At 62.0% G+C, this 20,989-nt stretch carries 18 protein-coding genes; 17 read left to right on the plus strand and 1 reads right to left on the minus strand.

Going from position 1 to position 20,989, the window contains the following annotated elements:
- Nucleotides 1–58: 58 nt before the first annotated feature.
- Nucleotides 59–1,756, minus strand: coding sequence for a sulfatase-like hydrolase/transferase (locus QRN33_RS25700; RefSeq protein WP_285410879.1), 1,698 nt, complete (start codon nucleotides 1,754–1,756; stop codon nucleotides 59–61).
- A gap of 390 nt (nucleotides 1,757–2,146) precedes the next feature.
- Here QRN33_RS25700 and QRN33_RS25705 point away from each other — a divergent pair, with 390 nt between their 5' ends.
- The 17 genes from QRN33_RS25705 to QRN33_RS25785 all read left to right on the plus strand — a co-directional run bounded on the left by QRN33_RS25705 (nucleotide 2,147) and on the right by QRN33_RS25785 (nucleotide 20,847).
- Nucleotides 2,147–3,499 (plus strand): UDP-glucose dehydrogenase family protein, encoded by a 1,353-nt coding sequence (locus QRN33_RS25705; protein ID WP_042609499.1) that lies wholly within the window; start codon nucleotides 2,147–2,149, stop codon nucleotides 3,497–3,499.
- Entirely contained in the window at nucleotides 3,496–4,530 is a 1,035-nt protein-coding gene (locus QRN33_RS25710) for an NAD-dependent epimerase (protein WP_281924377.1), read from the plus strand. The genes QRN33_RS25705 and QRN33_RS25710 overlap by 4 nt, the downstream gene beginning before the upstream one ends.
- 14 nt (nucleotides 4,531–4,544) lie before the next feature.
- On the plus strand, nucleotides 4,545–5,291 hold the full coding sequence (locus QRN33_RS25715; protein ID WP_123418595.1) for a sugar transferase: 747 nt from the start codon (nucleotides 4,545–4,547) through the stop codon (nucleotides 5,289–5,291).
- Nucleotides 5,291–5,938 carry a CpsD/CapB family tyrosine-protein kinase gene (locus QRN33_RS25720; RefSeq protein WP_042609496.1) on the plus strand — a complete coding sequence of 216 codons (648 nt, stop codon included), beginning with the start codon at nucleotides 5,291–5,293 and terminating at the stop codon, nucleotides 5,936–5,938. Before QRN33_RS25715 ends, QRN33_RS25720 begins: the two co-directional genes overlap by 1 nt.
- A gap of 21 nt (nucleotides 5,939–5,959) precedes the next feature.
- Complete coding sequence (locus QRN33_RS25725) at nucleotides 5,960–6,982, plus strand: polysaccharide biosynthesis/export family protein (protein ID WP_041478599.1); 1,023 nt, start codon at nucleotides 5,960–5,962, stop codon at nucleotides 6,980–6,982.
- Between the two features lie 16 nt (nucleotides 6,983–6,998).
- Entirely contained in the window at nucleotides 6,999–8,591 is a 1,593-nt protein-coding gene (locus QRN33_RS25730) for a GumC family protein (RefSeq protein WP_064363968.1), read from the plus strand.
- Nucleotides 8,588–9,679: a glycosyltransferase family 4 protein gene (locus QRN33_RS25735; protein WP_285410885.1), complete on the plus strand. Its 1,092-nt coding sequence runs from the start codon at nucleotides 8,588–8,590 to the stop codon at nucleotides 9,677–9,679. Before QRN33_RS25730 ends, QRN33_RS25735 begins: the two co-directional genes overlap by 4 nt.
- Nucleotides 9,676–11,046: an O-antigen ligase family protein gene (locus QRN33_RS25740; protein WP_123418598.1), complete on the plus strand. Its 1,371-nt coding sequence runs from the start codon at nucleotides 9,676–9,678 to the stop codon at nucleotides 11,044–11,046. The genes QRN33_RS25735 and QRN33_RS25740 overlap by 4 nt, the downstream gene beginning before the upstream one ends.
- Complete coding sequence (locus QRN33_RS25745) at nucleotides 11,043–12,011, plus strand: glycosyltransferase family 2 protein (protein WP_065615046.1); 969 nt, start codon at nucleotides 11,043–11,045, stop codon at nucleotides 12,009–12,011. Before QRN33_RS25740 ends, QRN33_RS25745 begins: the two co-directional genes overlap by 4 nt.
- On the plus strand, nucleotides 12,004–13,140 hold the full coding sequence (locus QRN33_RS25750) for a glycosyltransferase family 2 protein (RefSeq protein WP_064363964.1): 1,137 nt from the start codon (nucleotides 12,004–12,006) through the stop codon (nucleotides 13,138–13,140). Before QRN33_RS25745 ends, QRN33_RS25750 begins: the two co-directional genes overlap by 8 nt.
- A gap of 13 nt (nucleotides 13,141–13,153) precedes the next feature.
- On the plus strand, nucleotides 13,154–14,155 hold the full coding sequence (locus QRN33_RS25755; protein ID WP_064363963.1) for a polysaccharide deacetylase family protein: 1,002 nt from the start codon (nucleotides 13,154–13,156) through the stop codon (nucleotides 14,153–14,155).
- A complete protein-coding gene (locus QRN33_RS25760; protein ID WP_285410889.1) occupies nucleotides 14,152–15,456 on the plus strand; it encodes an oligosaccharide flippase family protein in 1,305 nt (434 codons plus the stop codon). The genes QRN33_RS25755 and QRN33_RS25760 overlap by 4 nt, the downstream gene beginning before the upstream one ends.
- The gene (locus tag QRN33_RS25765; RefSeq protein ID WP_285410891.1) at nucleotides 15,453–17,372 is read left to right on the plus strand and encodes a hypothetical protein; all 1,920 of its coding nucleotides are present in this window, start codon (nucleotides 15,453–15,455) and stop codon (nucleotides 17,370–17,372) included. Before QRN33_RS25760 ends, QRN33_RS25765 begins: the two co-directional genes overlap by 4 nt.
- 68 nt (nucleotides 17,373–17,440) lie before the next feature.
- On the plus strand, nucleotides 17,441–18,130 hold the full coding sequence (locus QRN33_RS25770) for a GNAT family N-acetyltransferase (protein WP_064363960.1): 690 nt from the start codon (nucleotides 17,441–17,443) through the stop codon (nucleotides 18,128–18,130).
- Between the two features lie 4 nt (nucleotides 18,131–18,134).
- Nucleotides 18,135–19,322: a GNAT family N-acetyltransferase gene (locus QRN33_RS25775; RefSeq protein ID WP_123418602.1), complete on the plus strand. Its 1,188-nt coding sequence runs from the start codon at nucleotides 18,135–18,137 to the stop codon at nucleotides 19,320–19,322.
- The gene (locus QRN33_RS25780; RefSeq protein ID WP_123418797.1) at nucleotides 19,294–20,085 is read left to right on the plus strand and encodes a carbohydrate deacetylase; all 792 of its coding nucleotides are present in this window, start codon (nucleotides 19,294–19,296) and stop codon (nucleotides 20,083–20,085) included. The genes QRN33_RS25775 and QRN33_RS25780 overlap by 29 nt, the downstream gene beginning before the upstream one ends.
- Before the next feature lie 69 nt (nucleotides 20,086–20,154).
- Complete coding sequence (locus QRN33_RS25785; RefSeq protein ID WP_116657279.1) at nucleotides 20,155–20,847, plus strand: GNAT family N-acetyltransferase; 693 nt, start codon at nucleotides 20,155–20,157, stop codon at nucleotides 20,845–20,847.
- The last annotated feature ends 142 nt before the right edge of the window (nucleotides 20,848–20,989 follow it).

The raw sequence follows: 20,989 nt of genomic DNA on the forward strand, positions 1-20,989 counted from the left end.
GCCATTCCCTGTGGGAGCGAGCCTGCTCGCGAAGAGGCCCGCCCGAGTAACCTGAAACTCACTGCCCCGAAGCCACAGTGGCAGGCGCCCGCTCAGGCGTAACGATGCTGCCCAGATCAATATGCTTCCACTCAGGCTTGGCCCCCAACCGCGCATTGAAGCGGTAGTTGAAAGTGAACTCATCCGCCGTCGGTACGCTCAACGGTTTGCCATACAGCGCTTCAATCCCCGCCAGGTCGTAACCCATCACCTGCAACAGCGTCGGGAAAATGTTGTAGTGGCTGGAGCGGTCCTTGTTGGCCGGCAGATTCGCCGCCCAGTCCGGCGTCCTGAGCCCACTTCCCTGAATCACCACCAACGGCACCAGGCCCTCCTCTTCCACCGGGTCGCCGCCGCAATGGGTATTCAAACCCGGGTTGCCGCGTTCATGCAGATCCTGGCCATGATCGGAGGTGTAGATCAGCAGCGCGTTGCGCAGATTGGCCTGGGCAAAGACGCGGGCGAAGAACTCGCCGACATTCCACAACAGCGTGTTCTTGTAGGCGTTGCGATACAGCACCCAGTCATCCGGCTGGCCGTTGAAACCGGCACGTTCCCCGGTGTCGGCGACTTCGGTGAACTGCCCGCGTGGCAGCGTTGGCCGGTAAGCCATGAACGCGTCCGGGTATTTGTCGTGCACCGGAAAATGCGCGCCGACCTTGTTGATCACGATCAGCTCGGGACGCTCGTCGTTGAGCAATTCGATCAGCTTCGCCGCCGCTGCCATGTCGCGATCACGGACGCTGGTCTGGTCGAACTGCACAAAGCTGTCGATGTCGTTTTTCTCGGCGGCGGTCATCAGGTTCTGCAGGTTGCCGGCGGTGCGCTGGGCGTCGATGTACACCGTGCCGAGCCCGGCCTTTTTCGCGTACTGCCAGATCGACGGCTGCGTGCTGTTGATGCGCCTGTAATCGGCGCGAGTGCCGCCGTAGCGCAAGGTGACATTGGTATCGGCGCTGCAATTGGCAATGGACGCGGCGTAGCCAAAGTTGAAGACATCGACCCCGGCCGGCGCCTGCTTGAGGTTGCTGTGCACGCCGAACGGCGCGTTGATGTCGAGGTAATTGCCGGAAATGCTTTCATCGATGATCAGCACGATGTCGTGGCCGACGGCAGGCGCGGCGCGCGCCAGCGTGACCGTCTCACGCGGGCCGACAGTGTCGTGCAGCGCTTCATAGGCAAACAGATTCAAATAGGCCAAAGGCGTGTACATGATCGGCAGGCCCCGGGCGCCCTCTCCCGCACGTAAAAACAACAGAGCGCTGAGCATCAACACACCGACGATGGGCGCCGCGATCCGCAACGTGTTCGGTACGACCAGTGGATGACGCGGCTTGAGCCCGATGCCGAACAACAGCAGCAAGCCGCTGAGCACCGCGCGCAGAATCGCATCGCGATACTGATAGGCGGCTTCCTGAATGAAGCCACCGGAATACACCAGCGAGACAAAATCGCTGTACCTCAGGTAATCCGCAGTGACCCGGGTATAGACATCGAAAAAAACCGCCGCCGCAAACATCGTTAATGCGAATGCATGTCGAACGAGAGCTTGCCTTATATAGGCAGCCAGATATAACGCTAAAGTCAGCGCCAAAAACATCGCGCCAAAAACAAGTGCATTCAAACTCCACCCGATAGCATTTAACCGCTCCAGGTAATAGTCGGAATACAACAGCAAGAAGACAACTAAAAGGAGTTCCTTGGCATATCTGAACATGGCGATACCGGGCGGGCAGAAATGGCTGGATGTCAAAGCTTTGTCGGTCAGACCCTGACACTAGCACCCACCCCTAAAAGCGCAAGAATTGACTGATAGCCGGATTGACCGTCAAAAAAACGGTGCCTCAAATCTGACACACAAAATCTGGAAACCCCTTTAAAACCAATACTTTCGACCGCTTGTCGGTTACTTTAAATCTGAACAAATCTGCAAAAAAACAACAAATTCAATCGCAGCAATGACTTGATGGCCAATCGCCAAAAAGCCCTCAAGTGTTATACCCGTGCAACATGTCATTTTGCTGACACGCTTTTCCATCCCTGCGCTATACCCCTTTAACAATCTCATCCCGTAGTTAACTTTTCTGGTTTTATTTGAGGTGCGCAGATGGACGTGAGCGTATTTGGCACTGGCTATGTCGGACTTATACAAGCCGCCGCACTTGCCGATGTCGGCCATCGGGTTTTATGCATTGATATTGATCCGAACAAGATCAAACAACTGCAACAAGCGGTGCCGCCCATCAGTGAGCCAGGCCTGTCCGCAACACTTGAAGAAAACATCAAGGCCGGGCGCCTGTCGTTCAGCACCCAGGCCAGCGATGCGGTGACTCACGCCGAGCTGATCTTCATCGCCGTCGGCACTCCGGCGGACGAGGATGGCTCCGCCGATCTCAGCCATGTGCTCAACGTCGCCCGGCAGATTGCCGGACTGATGGAAGCCGATCGCACGCTGATCATCAAATCCACCGTGCCGGTCGGTACTGCCGATCAGGTTCTGGCCGCAGCCACCAGCGAATTGCTGCAACGGGGCAAAACCGAGCTGCAGGTACGCGTGGTGTCGAACCCGGAATTCCTCAAGGAAGGCAGCGCCCTCGCCGACTGCATGCGCCCGGACCGGATCATCATCGGCACCCGCGACGACGCTGCCCGCGAGCAGATGAGCGAGCTGTACGCGCCGTTCTGCCGCAACCACGAAAAACTGATGTTCATGGACAACCGCAGCGCCGAACTGACCAAGTACGCGGCCAACGCGATGCTCGCCACCCGCATCAGTTTCATGAACGAACTGGCCAACCTCACCGAACTGCTCGGCGCCGATATCGAGGCGGTGCGCAAAGGCATCGGCTCCGATCCGCGCATCGGCTACCACTTCATTTATCCGGGCTGCGGCTTCGGTGGCTCGTGCTTTCCCAAGGACCTGCGGGCCCTGCTGCACACCGCCGAACACAACGGCATGCCGTTGAAACTGCTGCGCAGCGTCACCGACGTCAACGACAGCCAGCGGCACATCCTCTTCAGCAAATTGCGCGCGCAGTTTCCGCAGGGCCTGGCCGGCAAATCCATTGCGGTCTGGGGCCTGGCGTTCAAACCGAACACCGATGATATGCGCGAAGCCCCCAGCCGTTATCTGATGGACGCGTTGTGGGCCGAAGGCGCCAGCGTGCAGGCCTATGATCCGGAAGCCATGTCCGAATGCCGGCGCCTCTATGGCTATCGCAACGACCTGCACCTGTGCGCCACCCGCGACGACACCCTCGAAGACGCCGACGCACTGGTGATCTGCACCGAGTGGAAAAACTTCCGCGTGGTCGATTTCGAGCTGCTCGCCGAGAAGCTGCGTTCGAAGGTGATCATCGACGGCCGCAACCTCTACAACCCGGAACAAGTGGCTGCCGCCGGTCTGCATTACAGCGGCATCGGCCTGCGCCACATTGCCCCTGAAGGGCAACGGCCATGAAGATTCTGGTGACCGGTGCCGCCGGTTTCATTGGTGCCCATTGCGTCCTGCGCTTGCTGCGCGACGGGCATTCGGTGGTTGGCCTGGACAATTTCAATCACTACTACGACCCGCAACTCAAGCATGACCGCGTGCAGTGGGTGCGCGAGCAGGCTGGCGATTTTCAGCTCGCCACTGTGGATCTGGCTCACGCTTCAGCCATCGACGCATTGTTTGCCCGCGAGCAGCCGCAAGTGGTGATTCATCTGGCCGCGCAAGCCGGGGTGCGGTATTCCCTGGACAATCCCCGGGCGTATCTGGACAGCAACCTCAACGGTTTCCTGAACATTCTCGAGAGCTGCCGGCATCACCCGGTCGAACACCTGATCTACGCCTCGTCGAGTTCGGTGTACGGCGCCAACCAGCACACGCCTTACTCGGTCAAGGATGGCGTCAACCATCCGCTGTCGCTGTATGCCGCGACCAAGAAAGCCAACGAGCTGATGGCGCACAGCTACAGCCATCTGTTCGGCATTCCCTGCACCGGCCTGCGCTTTTTCACCGTCTATGGGCCTTGGGGCCGGCCAGACATGTCGCCGATCCAGTTCGCCCGGGCGATCAGCGAAGGCGAGCCGCTGAAGCTGTTCAATTACGGCGAGCATCAGCGCGATTTCACCTACATCGACGACATCATCGAAAGCATTGCCCGCCTGATCAATCAGCCACCGCAGGCCAACCCGCAGTGGGATCGCGAGCAGCCCGACCCCGCCAGCAGCATGGCGCCGTGGCGCCTGTTCAACATCGGCGGGCAGCAGCCGGTCGCGCTGAAAACCTACCTCGCGCTGATGGAAAAACATCTCGATCGGCAAGCCATTGTCGAGCTGCTGCCGCTGCAACCGGGCGACGTGCTCAACACCTGCGCCGAGGCCAGCGATCTGGCCCAGGCCACCGGATTCCAGCCCCGGATAGAACTGGATGAAGGACTGGGCCGCTTCATTGCCTGGTTCCGCGACTACTACCCCACTGCCCGTGCGCCGCTTGCGGCTGAATGAATGCGGAGGACGCCATGACTGGACATGAAAAAAGTGTGTCGATTGCACAGATGCGCCCTGACAAGCGCGTCGACCCCGAACATCGCATGCGTCTCGACGCAGCGATTCATCGCCAGGGTCGCGGCTGGCTCAGCGGCCGCGATGGTGGCCGCCCATGGCAGCTGTCGCGGACCAATCGAGTGGTCGCCTGCCTCGGTGCGCTGACGATTCTGCTGCTGATCTCGCCCTTGCTGTTGGGCCTGGCGCTGGTGATCAAATTCACCAGCCCGGGGCCGGTGCTGTTCGTCCAAAAGCGCACCGGTTATCGCGGGCGCAAGTTCGGCATGTTCAAGTTTCGCACCATGGTCAGCAACGCCGAAGAACTTAAAGAATCGCTGCGCCACCTGAACAAGCACGGCGCTGACGCCATCGATTTCAAGATCGACAAGGACCCTCGGGTCACCAGCATCGGCAGCTTTCTGCGGCGCACCAGCCTCGACGAGCTGCCGAACCTGATCAACGTGGTGACCGGCGACATGCGCCTGGTCGGCCCGCGTCCGACCTCGTTCAATGCCTACCGCTACAAGGACAATCACCTCGCGCGTCTGGCGATCTACCCCGGCATGACCGGTCTGTGGCAGATCTCCGGACGCAGCAACATCGACTTCGACCAGCGCGTTGAGTTGGACCTCAGCTACATCGCCGAGCAGAGCCTTCTGCTTGATCTGAAGATTCTGTTGAAAACCCCCTTCAAAGTATTCAGCGGCCACGGAGCAAGCTAATGGACGGTTCAACCAATAAAAGCCTGAGCATCGCCAGCCCCAGCGAATCGAATCTGACGTCGACCGTGCTGGATCTCGATCTGCGGATCCTGTTCCTGACCGCCGCCAATCCCGGCGCCGGCACCACCACCAGCGCGCTGGCACTGGCCAGTCAACTGGCGCAGATGAGCAGCGGCCAGGTGCTGCTGGTGGACGCCAGCCAGTCGGCGGACAACCTCACCCAGCAGATGAACCTCGGCAAGGAGCGCGGCCTGCGCGACCTGCTCTTCAACCCGGACAACCCACCGTTGTTGCAGGACTGCGTGGTGCAAGTGTCGAGCCTGCCCTTCCATGTGCTGCCCAACGGCCGGCCGATCCGCACGCTGGAGCATCTGACTGCCGAGCGCCTGAGCCCGTTGCTCGACCAGTTGGGCAGCCAGTACCGCTTCGTGGTGATCGATGGCGACGCGGTGTACTCCGCCGCCGACACCCTGGTCATCAGCACTCAGGTCGACGGCGTGGTGTTTGTCGTCCGCGCCGAAGACACCCGCTGGGAAGTCGCCCAGGCCGCTGTGCAACGCCTGACTCAGGCCGGAGCGAACGTGGTCGGCAGCGTGTTCAACCGGCGCAAGTACTACATGCCCAAATGGCTTTACAAAAACCTGTAAGCGAACGCAAAGGATGACGCCATGAACGCCAGAATGCTTGTCCTGCTGTTGCTGCCGCTTGCGGGCTGCTCCAGCACTTCCGACACCCAGAACATGCCGGTGAATATTCTCACCGCCTCCCCGGCCAACGCCCAGGCGACCGATATGCCGAAGATCGAGCAGACCCTGCGCCCGCAGGATGTGCTGGACGTGATCTTCCATATCAGTACCAGCGGCTCGGACGCTTACCGCGTGCAATCGGGCGACCAGATCGGTCTGAACTTCACCGCCGCCAGCCAGCTCAACGGCAATCAACTGGTGCTGCCCGACGGCACCATCGAGCTGCCGGGCGCCAACACCTCGGTGAAAATCGCCGGATTGACCAGCGAAGAAGCGCGCCAGGAAATCCAGCGCGTCTATCAGCGCAAACAACTCTTCCAGCCCAACCGCAACCAGCTCACCGTGCAGATCATCAGCCCTCTGAGCAATGAGCAGAACCTGAAAAGCGCGTTGAACCACCCGGCTACGGGCATGAGCCGCGAGATCACCGTCGGCACTGACGGCTACGCGAGTTTTCCGGAAATCGGCGCCGTGCCGCTGCAAGGCATGACCGTCAATCAACTGGAAACTTTCCTCAACAAAAAGTACGCGCAACTGCCGGGCCGGATGACTGTGGACGTGCTGCTCAAGTCCACCGCCGGCAACGAGATCTACGTGCTGGGTGAAGTCGCACAACCGGGCTCGTATCCGATCCGCCGGCCGGTGTCGGTGCTCGAGGCGCTGACCCTGGCGCGCGGTACCAACGTCAAGGCCCGGCTGGATTCGGTGGTGATCATGCGGCGCAACGGCAATCAGGTGAAAGCGGTGCGCTACGACGTCGAAAAAGCCCTGTCCGGCGATGCTCCGCAAATCGCTTACCTGCAACCGGACGACATGCTCTACGTGCCAAAAACCAAACTGGCCAGCGCCGGCGAACTCGCCCGCCAACTGGCTGATGTGGTGCTGTTCCAGGGCGTCGGTTTCAGCTTCGGCTACCGCGTCGACAACAAAGACAGTGACAACTAACTCACAGGTGACCGACATGAACCCAAAGGAAAACTACCTGCATGAGTTCTTCAGGATCTTCTTCGCCAACAAGCAACTGGTGAAGCGCGTGTTCCTGACCTTTGCAGTCATCGCCCTGCTCCTGCCGCTGCTGCTCAAACAGAGCTTCGACATCACCGCGCAGGTCATCGTACAGTCGAAAAAACTCTCTCAGGGTGACGCCACCACGTCGCTCACGGTGGACAATGCCACCTTCATTCCACCGTCGCTGGCGGACATGGAAACCGAGAGCAACATCCTCCGCTCGCCAGCGCTGATCCGTCAGACCATCAGCGAACTGCGCGACAACGGTGAATACAGCCCGCCACCTGGGGTGTTCGCCAAGTTGCTCGGCGAACCGTTCAAGCGCTACGTCTCGACACCGCTGCGCGAGTACGTGATCAACCCGCTGCGCAACGGGCTCGGCATGGAAACCGATCCGGTGCGGGACACCACCCTCGACGCCCTGACCCAGCAAGCCGTCGACAGCCTGAAAATCGAAACCCTGCCCGGCTCCAACGTGATCTCGATCACCTACAGCTTCCCGGATCCGCGCCAAGGCACGACGTTCGTCAGCGCCCTGCTGCAGAACTATCTGGTCAGCCGTCAGGCGTTGCAATCGATCGATTTGCCGCAGTCGTTCTACGAGACCAAAAAGCACCAGTATCAGGTGCGTCTCGATGGTCTGGAAGGTAACCGCCAAGCGCTGCTGGAAAATGTCGGCGCGGCGGATCCGAAGGAAGAAATCACCTTCCGCCTCAATGCAATCAACACTGAAGAACAGGCGCTAAACCTGTATCAGGATCGTCTGCTGCAAAGCCAGCGCTGGCTCGAATATCTGAAAACCGCGCTCGCCGCCGCCAGCAGCAGCAAACTCAACGACTACACCTTTCCCTACACCTTCACCACCACCGTCGACAACGTGGCGTTCGAGGACCGGGAAATCAAACAGATGGGCGAGCAACTGACCAGTCAGGTCAGCCGCTACATGAACGATCTGGCGGTGTTCCAGCCCGGCAGCGAACCGATGCTGCTGACTCGCGAACAGATCGCCCGCACCCGTCAGCAGTTTCTCAAAGTGGTGAGCAACCGCATCCAGGAACGCACCGCCGACCTGGCCGTGGTCAAGCAGGTGATCGAGCAGAAAACCGCGCGCATCGCCGAGTTCAAGAACCGCATCCGCGACCTGCAACAGACCCAGAGCAAACTGCGTCAGATGGACACCGAGATCGATGCGCTGCACGCAGCGTTTTCGACCTATGCCCAGCGCTTTGCCGAAAGCAGCACCACGCGCTCGCTCAACGATGACCTGTCCAACGCCCGGGTACTCAGCCCACCGTTCGAACCGACCGAGGCGGCGTTCCCGAAACCGCTGCTGATCATTCCGTTCGGGCTGTTCACCGGCCTGCTGCTGGCGATCGCCTTCGTCTACGTGCGTGAGTTCTTTGATCACCGCTTCAAGCATCCGGCGCAAATCAGCCACGAGCTGGGCCTTCCGGTCCTGTTGGTGCTCAACGAAGAAACGTCGCAGCCGGGCAATCCGCACAAGAACTGGACCATGCCGAGCCTGGTTCACTGGGTGCGCAATTGAACGCGGTGTCCACCCCAATCGTCGCCCTGCCGATCATTCATTTGCTCAGCAGCGGCGGCTTCTACGGGGCCGAGCGGATGTTGCTGGATCATTGCCTGGCAACGCCGGGACAGCACCAGGTGCTGTTTCTCGACGCGCCACCAGAACTGATCGCGCGCTTTCGTGAAGCCGGGGTGGACGCCCGTGGTTGTGCCGGGCTGGGGGAGCTGTTGCGGCACTTGCGTCAGCGCCGGGGCGACAAGCCGTTGCTCAACACCCACAACTTCAAAGGGCTGCTGTTCGGCTGGGTCGGCGCCACGCTGTTGCGCCTGCCGCTGGTGATCACTCAGCACGGCTTCACCCCGCGCAGTCGCAAGCAGAAGTTCTACACCTGGCTCAGCCTGCAACTGTGCCGCACGGCGTCGGTGAAACGGGTGGTCTGCGTGGCGCAAAGCATCGCCACGCTGCACCTCCAGGCCTGCGTGCGTGCGGAGAAGTTGCAGGTGATACCCAACGGTTTGCCAGCCGCGCCGGCGATGCAGCCGGTGGCAGACCGGCAACGCTGGCTGGTCGGGTACGTCGGTCGTTTGAGCAGTGAAAAAGGCCCGGACCTGTTTCTCGATGCGCTGATCGGCCTGTGTCATCAGCATCCGCAACTGGACGCGGTGATGCTCGGTGACGGCCCGGAACGCGAGGCCTTGCAGGCGCGCATCGATGCTGCCGGTTTGCAGCCGCGGATTCGCCTGCCGGGCTATCAGACGGCAATGCAAGGCTGGTGGCAGCAACTCGATGCGCTGGTGATCAGCTCGCGCACCGAGGGCACGCCGATGATTCTGCTCGAGGCGATGCAGGCCGGGGTGCCGGTGGTGGCGTTCGCGGTCGGCGGTATTCCCGATGTCCTGCAGGACCGCCACAACGGCCTGCTCGCCGCGCCGACGGATACCGCCGCCCTCGCCCGCCAGCTCGACACACTGCTGGCCGAACCGAAACTGGCAGCGCAGTTGCGCGACAACGCCAGACGTACACAACAGGAACGCTACGACCTCAAGGCTTTGGCCGAACGCTGGTCGCAGCTGTACATCCACACGGCACGGGAGGCACGCACATGATTTTCCCGCTCTCGATCGTCAGTCTGTTCGCTCTGGTCAGCTTGGGTTTGCTGGCCAGTCCCTGGCCTTATCTGGCTCCGGGAGCGGTGATTGGCCTGGTCGGTTTTACCGTCCTGTACCGAAAGCCGACCTGGGGCCTGCTCGGCATTGCCGCGCTGGTGCCGTTCGAAGGTTTTTTCAAAGACAGCTCAGTATCGGGGAGCAAATTGCTCGGTGCCTCGCTGGCGGTGATCGTGATGCTGCAACTGGCGTTGCACCAGATCCCCTCGCAGCGCCTACGCAGCAATCTGTGGCACTGCCTGATCGGCTTCATGGTTTTGTATTTTCTCAGCCTGCTCAATACCGATGACATGGGCATGTCGCTGGGACACCTGCGCGAACTCAGCGTTGGTCTGGTGCTGTTTGTCATTACGTTGTTGATTGGCCGCGAACTGAACCTCGACCTGTTCGCCCGGCTGGTGACCCTCGCCGTCACCGCGACCTGCGCCATGGCGATGTTCTCGGCGAAGTTCCAGGATCAGGGGCGCGCCGCCGGCCTGCTCGAAGACCCCAACGCCTTCGCCATGCTCATCGCCTTCGCCATTCCTCTCGGACTGCTGCTGGTGATCCGCAGCCCGAACCTGCTGCACCGCCTGTTCTGGGGTGCCTGCTGCCTGCTGTTGCTGGGTGGCATGACCAAGACGGAATCACGCTCAGGCCTGGTGGTATTGGCGTTGAGCCTGCTCATCGGCATCTGGCACTACCGCGCGCAACTGACCCACATTCGTCCACGGCACCTGGGGTTCGTCATGCTCGGTGCGGCCATCGTGATTCCACTGGCGATCTACGCCATGCCGGCCGGTTACCTGGCGCGGATCCAGTCATTGAGCATCCTCAGCGCCGGCTCCAAGGCGCAGGACGAATCCCTCGGGCGCCGTGCTTCCTACATCGTCGTCGGCAGCCAGATGATCCGCGAGCACCCGGTGCTCGGCTCCGGCCCCGGCACCTTCCCGTTGCATTACGCGACCACCGGTTACGCCAAGGCGTTTTCCGCCAACCGCAAGATCGGCGACCTGTACCGCCGCGCCCACAACACCTATCTGGAAATCTTCAGCGAACTGGGCGTGCCCGCCGGGCTGTTCTTCGTCGGCATGCTCGGGCTCGGTCTGTACAACCTGATCCGCGCGCGGGCGGCGTGGATGCTGCGCGGTGATGGACACAGGGCAGACATGATGACCCATTTGGGTGTGAGCTTTCTGTCGCTGACCCTGTTCCTGATGTTCCTCAGCGCGCCGAACCAGAAGTACGTGTGGATCATGCTGGCGCTGACCAGCGTGCTGCGCGTCAAGGCCGAGCAGGCGCCACTGACTACGGAGACGCAGGCATGAAGCGGATCAGCATCGTCATTCCGATGTACAACGAGGCGCGGCACATTGGCCGAACCCTGCTCGCCGCACAAAAAGCCGCACACGCGGCCAATGTCGAGTGCGAGCTGATCGTGGTCGACAACGGTTCGAACGACCAGGGCCCGCACATTGCCCGGCAGTTCGGCGCAACCGTGCTCAGTTTGCCGGGGCTGTTGATCGGTGCGCTGCGTAATCGCGGCACGGCGATCGCCAGCGGCGAATGGCTGGCCTTCATCGACGCCGACGTAGAAATGCCGGAAACCTGGCTGCAGCCAACGTTCGACATCGAAGCCAGTGGCCAGGCCGATGTGTTCGGCCTGGACCTGCACACGCCGGCCGAGGCGCCATGGTTCGCCACGGCCTGGCAGCGCCGCACTTCGCAGCCGTCGCACCGCGCCAGCCACAGCGTCGATTGGCTGCCCAGTTCCAACCTGCTGATGCGTCGCGCATGGTTCGACAAGGTCGGCGGTTTCAACGAGGCCCTGCGCACTGGCGAAGACAAGGAATTCACCCTGCGCTTGCACGAACAGGGCGCGCGCCTGCTGTCGGTCAACGACCTCGTCGCGCTGCATTGGGGTTACGAGATGAACTGGCGCGAATGGATGGGCAAAGAAATGTGGCGTCAGGGTAGCCATCTGCAACTGCTGCGCACCCATGGCATGAGCCTGCGCCTGCTGCGCTTCCCGATGCTGTCGTTGTTCGTCTGGCTGCTGGACTTTCTGGCGATCTCGGCGCTGCTCGACGGTTTTCCGCACCACGCGGCGCTAATGGTGACGCTGACCCTGATGCCGGGTCTGGTACTGAGCGTTCGCCAGAGTATCAAGCACCGTGATCCGGTCTTTACCCTGCAACTGTGGGGCCTGCACTGGCTGCGCCTGCACCTGGCCGGCGCCGCTTTCATCCTGAGTCTGTGTCAGTGGAACGCAAGGAGGCCTGCCCGTGGCTGAATTCATTTTCTGGATGTGCCTGTTGCTGCCGGTCTACGCCTACGTCGGCTACCCGCTGTTGCTGACGATCCTCGCGCCGCTGTTTCCGGCGTGGCGACACACACCGGCACCGCCGCTGAACGTCAGCATCGTCATCGCTGCGCACAACGAGGCGCGGCATATCGAGCACAAGTTGCGCACGCTGCTGGCCCAGGATTATCAACCGGCGACGCTGCAGATCATCCTCGCCAGCGACGGCTCGACGGACGACACCGTGGCCTGCGCGCACAAAGTGATTGATCCGCGCATCACCGTCCTCGACCTGCCGCGTCAGGGCAAAGCCGCCACGTTGAATGCCGGCGCGGCCCTGAGCAGCGGCGACATTCTGGTGTTCACCGATGCCGACAACCAATGGTCGCGCGATACCCTCGGCCACTTGCTCGCGCCGCTGAGCGATCCGCAGGTCGGCGCCTGCGCCGGGCACATGGTGATACCAGTCACCGGTGGCGGCCTGAGCATCGGCGACAGTCTGTATCGGCATTACGAAGGCTGGTTGCGCCGGGTCGAGAATCGCACCGGCTGCATGGTCTCCGCCGACGGCGCCCTGCTCGCCTTGCGCCGCGAACTGTTCCAGAACGTGCCGGCCGAAGTCAACGACGACTTCTTTATCAGCACCTGCGCACCGGTGGCCGGCAAGCGCATCGTCTACGTGCCCGAAGCGCAAGTGATCGACCATGGTGTCGACGAGGCGGACAAACAGTTCCGCCGCCGGCAGCGCGTTACCGTCGGTGGCCTGCAAAGCCTGGCCCAGCGCCGCGAGCTGCTCAATCCGCTCAAGCATGGCCTGTATTCCCTGGCGTTGATCAGCCACAAACTGATCCGCCGCCTGGCGCCGGTGCTGCTGCTGCCGTTGCTGCTGAGCAATTGCTGGCTGTGGGAAGAACACGGCTTCTATCGCCTGAGCCTGATCGCGCAACTGTTCGGCTACAGCGTGGCGATTGCCGGGCTGCTGGATGGGCAACACCGCTTGCCGAAACCGTTCCGCCTCGCCGCGTTTCTGCTGGTCACCCTCGCCGGGATGAGTCTTGGCCTGTGGCAGTTCCTGCGTGGCCAGCGGTATGCCCAGTGGAATCCGGAACAGAACCGTTAAGAGGACCGAAGCCATGGCGATCAAACAACTGATAAAAAGCACCAGTGGCTGGCTCTATCTCAACTCCCCGGTGGGTCGTCAGCAGTTGCAGGGCGCCGGGGTGATTCTGATGCTGCACCGCGTGCTGTCGAATGACCGCGCCGCCGACCTGCCGCACCGCAATGAATTGTGCGTCGGACCCAAGGCGTTCGAGCATTTGCTGGTGTGGCTGCGCAAGCATTTCGACTGCGTGCCGCTGATGGAAATCCTCCAGCCCAACGCTTTGCGCAGCGAACGCCCGCGCGTGGCGCTGACCTTTGACGATGGCTGGCGCGACAACGCGGTCAACGCGTTTGCACTGCTGCAAAAACATCAAGTGCCAGCGAGCATTTTCCTCTCCACCGATTTCATCGGCAGTCGCCAACGGTTCTGGTGGGAAAGCCTTGGCGAAACCCTCTGGGGCAGCCACGGTGAAAAGGCGCGCATGCACCTGATTGAATGCCTGCACGCGTGCAAACATCCGCTGCCAGTGCTGCTCGATGACATCGATGTCGAGCGCCGCAGTCTGGCGTTGTTGCATTACCTGCAAGGGCTGAAAAGCCTGGCGCCGCAGGAGCTGGAACAGCTCACCGACGAATGCCCGAAAGACGCTCTGCCACAGGCACTGGACTGGCATCAGGTGCGTGCGATGGAAGCCTCCGGTCTGGTGCGTTTCGGCCCGCACGGCGCCAGCCACGCGATCCTCACCGGCCTCGACGACGTGCGCCTGAGCGAAGAAATCCGCCGCAGCCGCGACGCCTTGAACAACGGCTGCAACCGACCGTTGCCGGTTTACTGCTACCCCAACGGCGACAACGATGAACGCGTGCGCCAGCAGGTCGCCGATCATGATTACCCGTTTGCGCTGGGCACCGGCACCGGGATCTATCGCGGCGACGGCGACCCGTTGAACCTGCCGCGTTTCGGCGTCAGCCAGCGCACCGCCCGCCATCCGCAATTGCTGTCGTGGCGGATCTACCGGGGAGCGCGACCATGAGCCGAGGCAACTACCTCAAGCACCTGGCGCTGAGCATGGGCACCAAACTGGCGATGATCGCCCTGCGTTTGCTGCGCAACGTGTTGCTCGCGCGGATTCTCGGGCCCAGCGAACGCGGCTTGTTCGCCCTGCTCAGCACTTTGCCGGATCTGATCAGCGCCGCCACCAGCGGCGGATTGAATACGGCGGTTGGTTATCAGGCGGCGAAGCAGCGGCCGATGGGTTTGCTGCTCAGCCAGGTGCTGGTGTTCGGTTGCCTGTTGGCCGGTTTGCTGACATTGCTGGTGGTCGCGCTGGTACGCGAATTCGGCGCGCAGCTGGACGTGACCGTGCAACTGGGCCTGCTCGCCTGGCTGTTGCTGTTGGCGGTGCCGTTGACCGTGTTGAAAAGCGGCCTGCTGACACTGCACAACGCCTCGGGTGGCGTGGTCGCGTTCAACGTCTTGCGGCTGATCGAATCGCTGGCGCCGCTGTTGCTGTTCGTCGCGCTGTTCTGGATGTGGCAGAGCGCAGCGCTGGAGGCGGCGCTGATCAGCTGGCTGGCAGGTATCAGTCTGGTGGTGCTCGCCGGTTGGGTCTGGCTGAAGCGGGCGCAGCCCTTGCAGTTGCAATGGGATCGCGCCAGCCAGAACGAACTGCTGCGCTTCAGTGCGCGCAGCCATCCCGATCTGCTGTTTCAGCAAGTGATTCTGCGCTCCGATTACCTGTTCATCGGCGCCCTGCTCGGCAGCACCGCGCTGGGCCATTACGCCATGGCGAGCGCTGCTGCCGAATTGCTGCTGATCGTCCCCGAAGCGGTGACCACACCCTTGATGAAGCGCCTGCTGCAACAGGATGAAGGCATGGACAAGGTCACTCCGCTGGCACTGCGCCTGACCGCAACGGTAATGCTCGGCGCCTGCCTGAGCATGGCCGTGATCGGCGAATGGTTGATCGTTACTCTGTTTGGCGCTGCCTACCAGCCGGCATATCCGGCGCTGCTGGCGTTGCTGCCGGGCCTGCTGGGCCTGTGCTACGCGAGCATTCTGCGCCTGGACTTGCTCGGCAAGAATCGCCCCGGCACGGTGTCGTTGTTGATGGGCCTGGGCGCGCTGCTCAATCTGGCGTTGAACCTGATACTGATTCCGGCCTACGGCATTGTCGGCGCCGCTGCCGCCTCATCGATCGCCTATCTGGCAGTGACCGTGGCCATGCTCGTGCTGTATGGCCGTTTGAGCGGCGTGCCGTTCTGGCAAACCCTGATCATCCTGCCCCGCGACGTGCTGCCGATGTGGTCGATGCTGCAGAGGAAGCCGGCATGAAAGGCTGGTACCTGCTGTTCGGACTCGGCTTGTCGCTGGATGCTTTGGCGGCGTCGATGCGCTGGGGCGAGATTCGTGACGGCAGTCTGTTTCTGCAAACCGATCAGCCCGACAGCGTGACTGTGCGCTGGACCCCGGCGTGGCAAGCGGATGCCAATGAAGAGCAGCTCTACCTGCTCGATGGTCGCGGCAAATTGCTCGGCGAACGCTTGATCAAGGCCAGCGAAACCCGTGGCAGTCAGCGCTGGCCGCTGCTGCCCGGTGCGGCGAGTTATCGGCTGGAAATTCCTGGCTACAGCTTCCGCCACTACCGCATCGAACACGATGAGCGCACCGTCGCCTTGTTTGCCCCGGCCAAAGTGCACTTCAGTGCCGAAAGCAAGAATGGCGACGTGCTGTATTTCAAAGTTGCGGCCGGTGAGCACGCGGTGCTCGCCGGCAAATTCCATGGCGGCGTCACCGCACTGCAGGCGCAGCAGGTCGGCGACCACCAGGCACTGACCCTCGCATTGAAACCCTATCGCGCCTATTGGCAGTTCGATCAGGTTGCGTTGCCGGTCAGCCCGCGCGAGCAGGTCTGGCGCCTGCAACTGCAAGGCAGCGGCAAAGCGGCGTTCTGGCTCGATGGTACGGCCAATCTGTTTGCGCAGAATCCGCAGCAACTGCAACCGCTGCGCGAAGAGATCGGAGATGTCCGGCTGGTACTGCATGACAAAGTCCTTGGACGCACGCCGGATCTTGGCATCGCTCTGCCCTACGTGATGCCGCCAGCGGCCAGCCATGCGCTGCTCGATGCGCTGAAGCCGACGGCGGCGAGCTATTACAGTTTTGTCGACGTCACCGCGCAGAATCCGCAGTTCGAGGACGCATTCCGCCGGGTCTATCAGCAGCGCTTCGGCATTCGCAACGACATCACCCTGCTGGCTGGCAGTCAGCGCCAGGCCGATCTGCGTGCCGACGTGCAGAGCAACAGCGGCCTCGACGCCTGGCTGGCGAGCACCCGCGCCCTCGGCGGCAACGGCACGCATTACATCGGCTTTGCCGACGAGCCCAATCTCAACTACTCCAGCTATGGGCAGTATCAGGCGATTTTCGCCAGCATGGCCCGTCAGGTGCGCAGCGACCCGGCGAATGCCCGCGCCGGTGTACGCATCGCCATGCCAGCCAGCTCGCGACTGGTCAACGGCCCGTTCGCCGATAACGCGGCGGACAAGCGCGGGATCGATTGGGCGGGGCGCCTGCTCAGCGAGTCAGCCGACCAGATCGATGCACTGGCCTGGCATGAATGGATGATTCGCGATCTGCTCGCCACCCGTGTCTACCGCGACAGTGTGCGCCGCGCCGCCGAACTGGTCGGCCTCGACGCCAATGGTCAGCCGCGCAAGGCCTTGCTCCTCGATCAGACCAACTTGTCCAGCGGCTCCAGCCTCAGCCCCTACGATCAGGAAACCCATTACACCTCGCTGTGGTGGGCGTCGGTGGTGATCAACGCCTCGCAGGACGGTTTGCTGAGCATGCTCAACTGGTTTCAGGCCGCCGATGAGCCGCAATACCCCAAAGGCATGTTGCGCGTATTGGGCGAGGATCGCTTCGAGCTGAAACCGGTCGGTCTGGCCCAGCAATTCATCGCCCGCCACTGGCTGCGGCAAGTGCTGCAACTGGACAACGACGCCTTCGAGGCGGATGTGCTGGCGATGGCCGGCGACGAGCAGCGCACGTTGCTCGGAGTGAACAAAGGCACGCGCCTGCAACGCGTCGATCTGAGCGGCGCCCGCTGCCCGTTGAACCATGGCGCGCTGCGTTACTTCGGCGCCGACAATCGCAGCCGCGACGCACCGTTTGCCTGCGACAACGGGCGCGTGCGTTTCGAACTGCCGGGACAAACCCTGTTTGCCCTGAGCTGGAGCGCTTCATGAGCCGCCCTTCGATGCTCTGCCGCGCGGGCTTGATGCCGCGCATGGCACCCTCATCAGGAGAAGAGACCATGGATGTTTTGCAAAAACTCAGCGGACATATTCGTCGTAAAGGCCTGCGAGCGACCTTGGGCAAGATCCGCAAACTGTACATTTTTTCCCATCAGCAACTGCTGTGGATGGAGCGCGACCTGGTCAGCCCGGTGCCGCCGCACCGCCTCAAACCCTATCCGCCACTGCGCGTGGTCAGGATTACGGCGGACAACGCCAGCGCTTTCGCACGCTACTTTGGCGACCGTGTCGGCACGATGGCCGAGCTGGCCAAAGAGGGCCATACCGGGCACATGCATGTCGACGAGCAAGGCGATGCCGTAGCGTTTATCTGGGGCACCCCGCGCGATTATTTCGACCGGCATTACTACGGCTGCCGGTTCCCGGTGAAACCCGGTGAGTTCTTCGAGTTCGGTGGCGAACTGGCCCGGGCGTACTGGGGGACGGAGCTGTCGGTAGACCTGCAATTGCGCCTGTGGGAAGCCATGGCCGCCCAGGGCTGCCGCAAAGTGGTCGATGTCTGTGAGTCGACCAACATACCGGCGCTCAAGCTGCACCTGCGCATGAGCTATACCGAACAACAGCGGATCATGAATATCTACACGCTGTTCGGTCGCTGGCGCTTCTATCGCGAAACCCGCTACAGCGGTTCGCGCCTGGCGGCGCTGGGTAAAACTTCCCGTCCACCTGTCAACGCAACGGCGGCCTGAACCTATGGTGATGCGATTCGAATGGCGCACGTCCCTGTGCGCCGCCGACTTCCCGGCAACCGCCTATGAAACGCTGCGCCTGGGCGTGGCCGACCATACGCCGTTCAACAATCTCGGTTGGTTGTGCGCGGCGGAACAGGCCTTGGGCGAGGATCAGCGCCTGCACATTCTGCTCGGTTGGGAAGCCGCAGAACTGCGTCTGTGCCTGCCGCTGGTGGCCAGCCGCGAGCGCTTCGCCGGCGTGCCGTTTCGGGTCTTGCATCACTTGGGTTATCCGCTGGCCGATCGCCTGGCTTTGCTGTCGCTGCTCGGCGGCGAGGAAATGCACGAGGCGCTGGTGCTGATTCGCCAGCGTCTGCCGCATGCGCTGTTGCAACTCAATGAGCTGTCGGAACCGGCGGGTGAAGAAAGTGCCGTCACCGCATGGATGGCACGCAGCTCCACGGCCGAACGACGCCTGAGCTGCCGGGTGCCGGTGCATCTGATCAGCGAAGCCGACCATCAGGAAGTCTCGGGCGACCCGCGCTACAAACTGCGCCGGGCACGCAAACGGATTGCCGCGTGCGGTGCGCAGATTCGCCGGATCACCCCGGATGCGCTGAGCATGGGTGCCTTGTTGCAGACCCTCGGCGAAGTCGAGGCGGTGAGCTGGAAAGGCGATGAAGGCGTCGGGATTTTCGCCACACCGCGCAGTCGCCAATGGATCGAACGCGCCTTCACCGCCCTCGCCGGCCAAGGCCTGGTGCGCGTGGTGATGCTCGAGCTGAACGGTCGCTGCATCAGCTATCGCCTCGGCCTGCTCGAACAGGGCCGGCTCTACGATTACAACCTTGCATTCCTGCCGCAATACGCCGACCTGGGCAGTGGCCGGGTGTTGCTGGAGGAATGGATTCGCTGGGGTCTGGATGAGCACTGGCGCTGGATCGATGCGTCACGGGTGAGCCTGGAAAACTCCAGCCATCAACTGCACGAGCGCATGACCGGGCAACTGGAACACTGGCGCTGGAGTTTCTATTCGTGGCGCCCAAGTGGGCTGGCATTGGGTCTGGCGCTGCGCATCTGGTATCGCTGCAAGCCCGCCGTGCAGCAGTGGCGAGCCCGCCGTGCAAACAAAAAAACTGCAGCACTGGTGCAACCTGTCGCAATCACTCCGGAGGGCGGCCATGCCTCGCCAAGTCATAGTCAACGCTGATGACTTCGGTCTCAGCGCCAATGAAAACGCGGTGATCTTCGCAGCTTTTCAGGCCGGCCTGATCAGCTCGGCCACCGCCATGGCCAACATGCCGGCGTTCGAAGCCGCCTGCGCGATGGCTCGGCATCCAGCACTGGAAGGTCGGATCGGCCTGCACTTCAACCTGACCTACGGACGCCCGCTGAGCCAGGCGATCCTGGGGCGGCGAACGTTCTGTGATGGCAACGGCGTGTTCGACCTCAACCTGCCCCGCCATAGCCTGTGGCTGGGTCGCGCAGACCGTGACGCGGTGCACGCCGAGTTGCAGGCGCAATGGCAACGCTGCGTCGATCACGGGATGCGCCCGAGCCATATCGACTCCCACCAGCACGTACACAACATCTGGCCGATCGGCGAAGTCGTCGCGAAGTTTGCCGCCGAGCAAGGCGTACCGATCCGGCTGGCGCGCAACCTCGGGCACAACCTCACGCTGCCCAAGCGCTTATTCAAAGGATTGCTCAATGGCCGTCTGCAGAGTCTGGCGCGGGTTTCCGCTGATTACGTCTGCACCCCGGTAGACCTGCGCAATGCCAGCGTGCCCAGAGACGGCGTACTGGAAATTGTCGCTCACCCGACCCGCCTCGGCGTCGATTTCGGCGATGCCTATCTCGGCTCCGGCGAGTCGTTGAGCGAGGTACTCGAGCAGGGTTTGAGGGGCGTCGCGCGGGTCTCGTATGCCGACCTCAATCGACAAGAAACACAGGGCGCCACGGCGCTCGAATGAATCACCGCTGTAACGCAAGCCGACACGACACTCACCACAACACCCGGGCCAAGACCCTGGAGGGGCATCATGAGCATCATCACCAAAGTGCAAGATCGCATCAGACAGAAAGGCCTGGGCCGCACCGTCGGGACGTTGTGGAAACGCTACGTGTTCTTCCACTGGGAACTGCTGTGGATGGAGCGCGATCTGGTCAGCCCGGTGCCACCGCACAAACTGCGCCCGTATGAAGGCCTGCGCAAAGTCGACATCACCGCGCAGAATGCCGTGGCGTTCAGCAAACACTTCGGCGACCGCGTCGGCACCATGGCCGAGCTGGCTGCCGAGGGCCACACCGGGCACATGTATCTCGACGCCGATGGCCATGCCGTGGGCTTCATCTGGGGCAGCATCCGCGACTACCACGATCGTCATTATTACGGCTGCACCTTCCCGGTCAAACCCGGGGAGTTTTTCGAATTCGGCGGCGAAATGATCCGCGCCTACTTCGGCAGCAGCCTGTCGGTGGACGTGCAGGTTGCGCTGTGGCAAGCCATGGCGGCACAGGGTTGCAACAAGGTCGTCGACGTTTGTGAAACCCATAACATCCCGGCGCTGAAACTGCATATCCGCATGGGCTATCAGGAACAAGGCCGCGTGACCCACGTTTACTGCCTGTTCGGCCGCTGGAAGTTCTTCCGCGAAACCCGCTACGAAGGGTCACGCCTGGATCCGCTGCGCAAACCGGGCCGACCGGTGGTAAGTGCCGCGGCGCAGGCTTGATCCGGCCTTGTGAAATGTGGCGGTCGCAAGGCCGCCATCGCGAGCAGGCTCGCTCCCACACTGGATGGTCGCCGTACGCGAAACCAATGTGGGAGATTCTATGGTTGTCCTCAAGCGATAACTGCCCCTTTTGGTTGATATT

This window comes from Pseudomonas sp. FR229a, assembly GCF_030209115.1.
In the GTDB taxonomy this organism is placed as follows: domain Bacteria; phylum Pseudomonadota; class Gammaproteobacteria; order Pseudomonadales; family Pseudomonadaceae; genus Aquipseudomonas; species Aquipseudomonas moraviensis_A.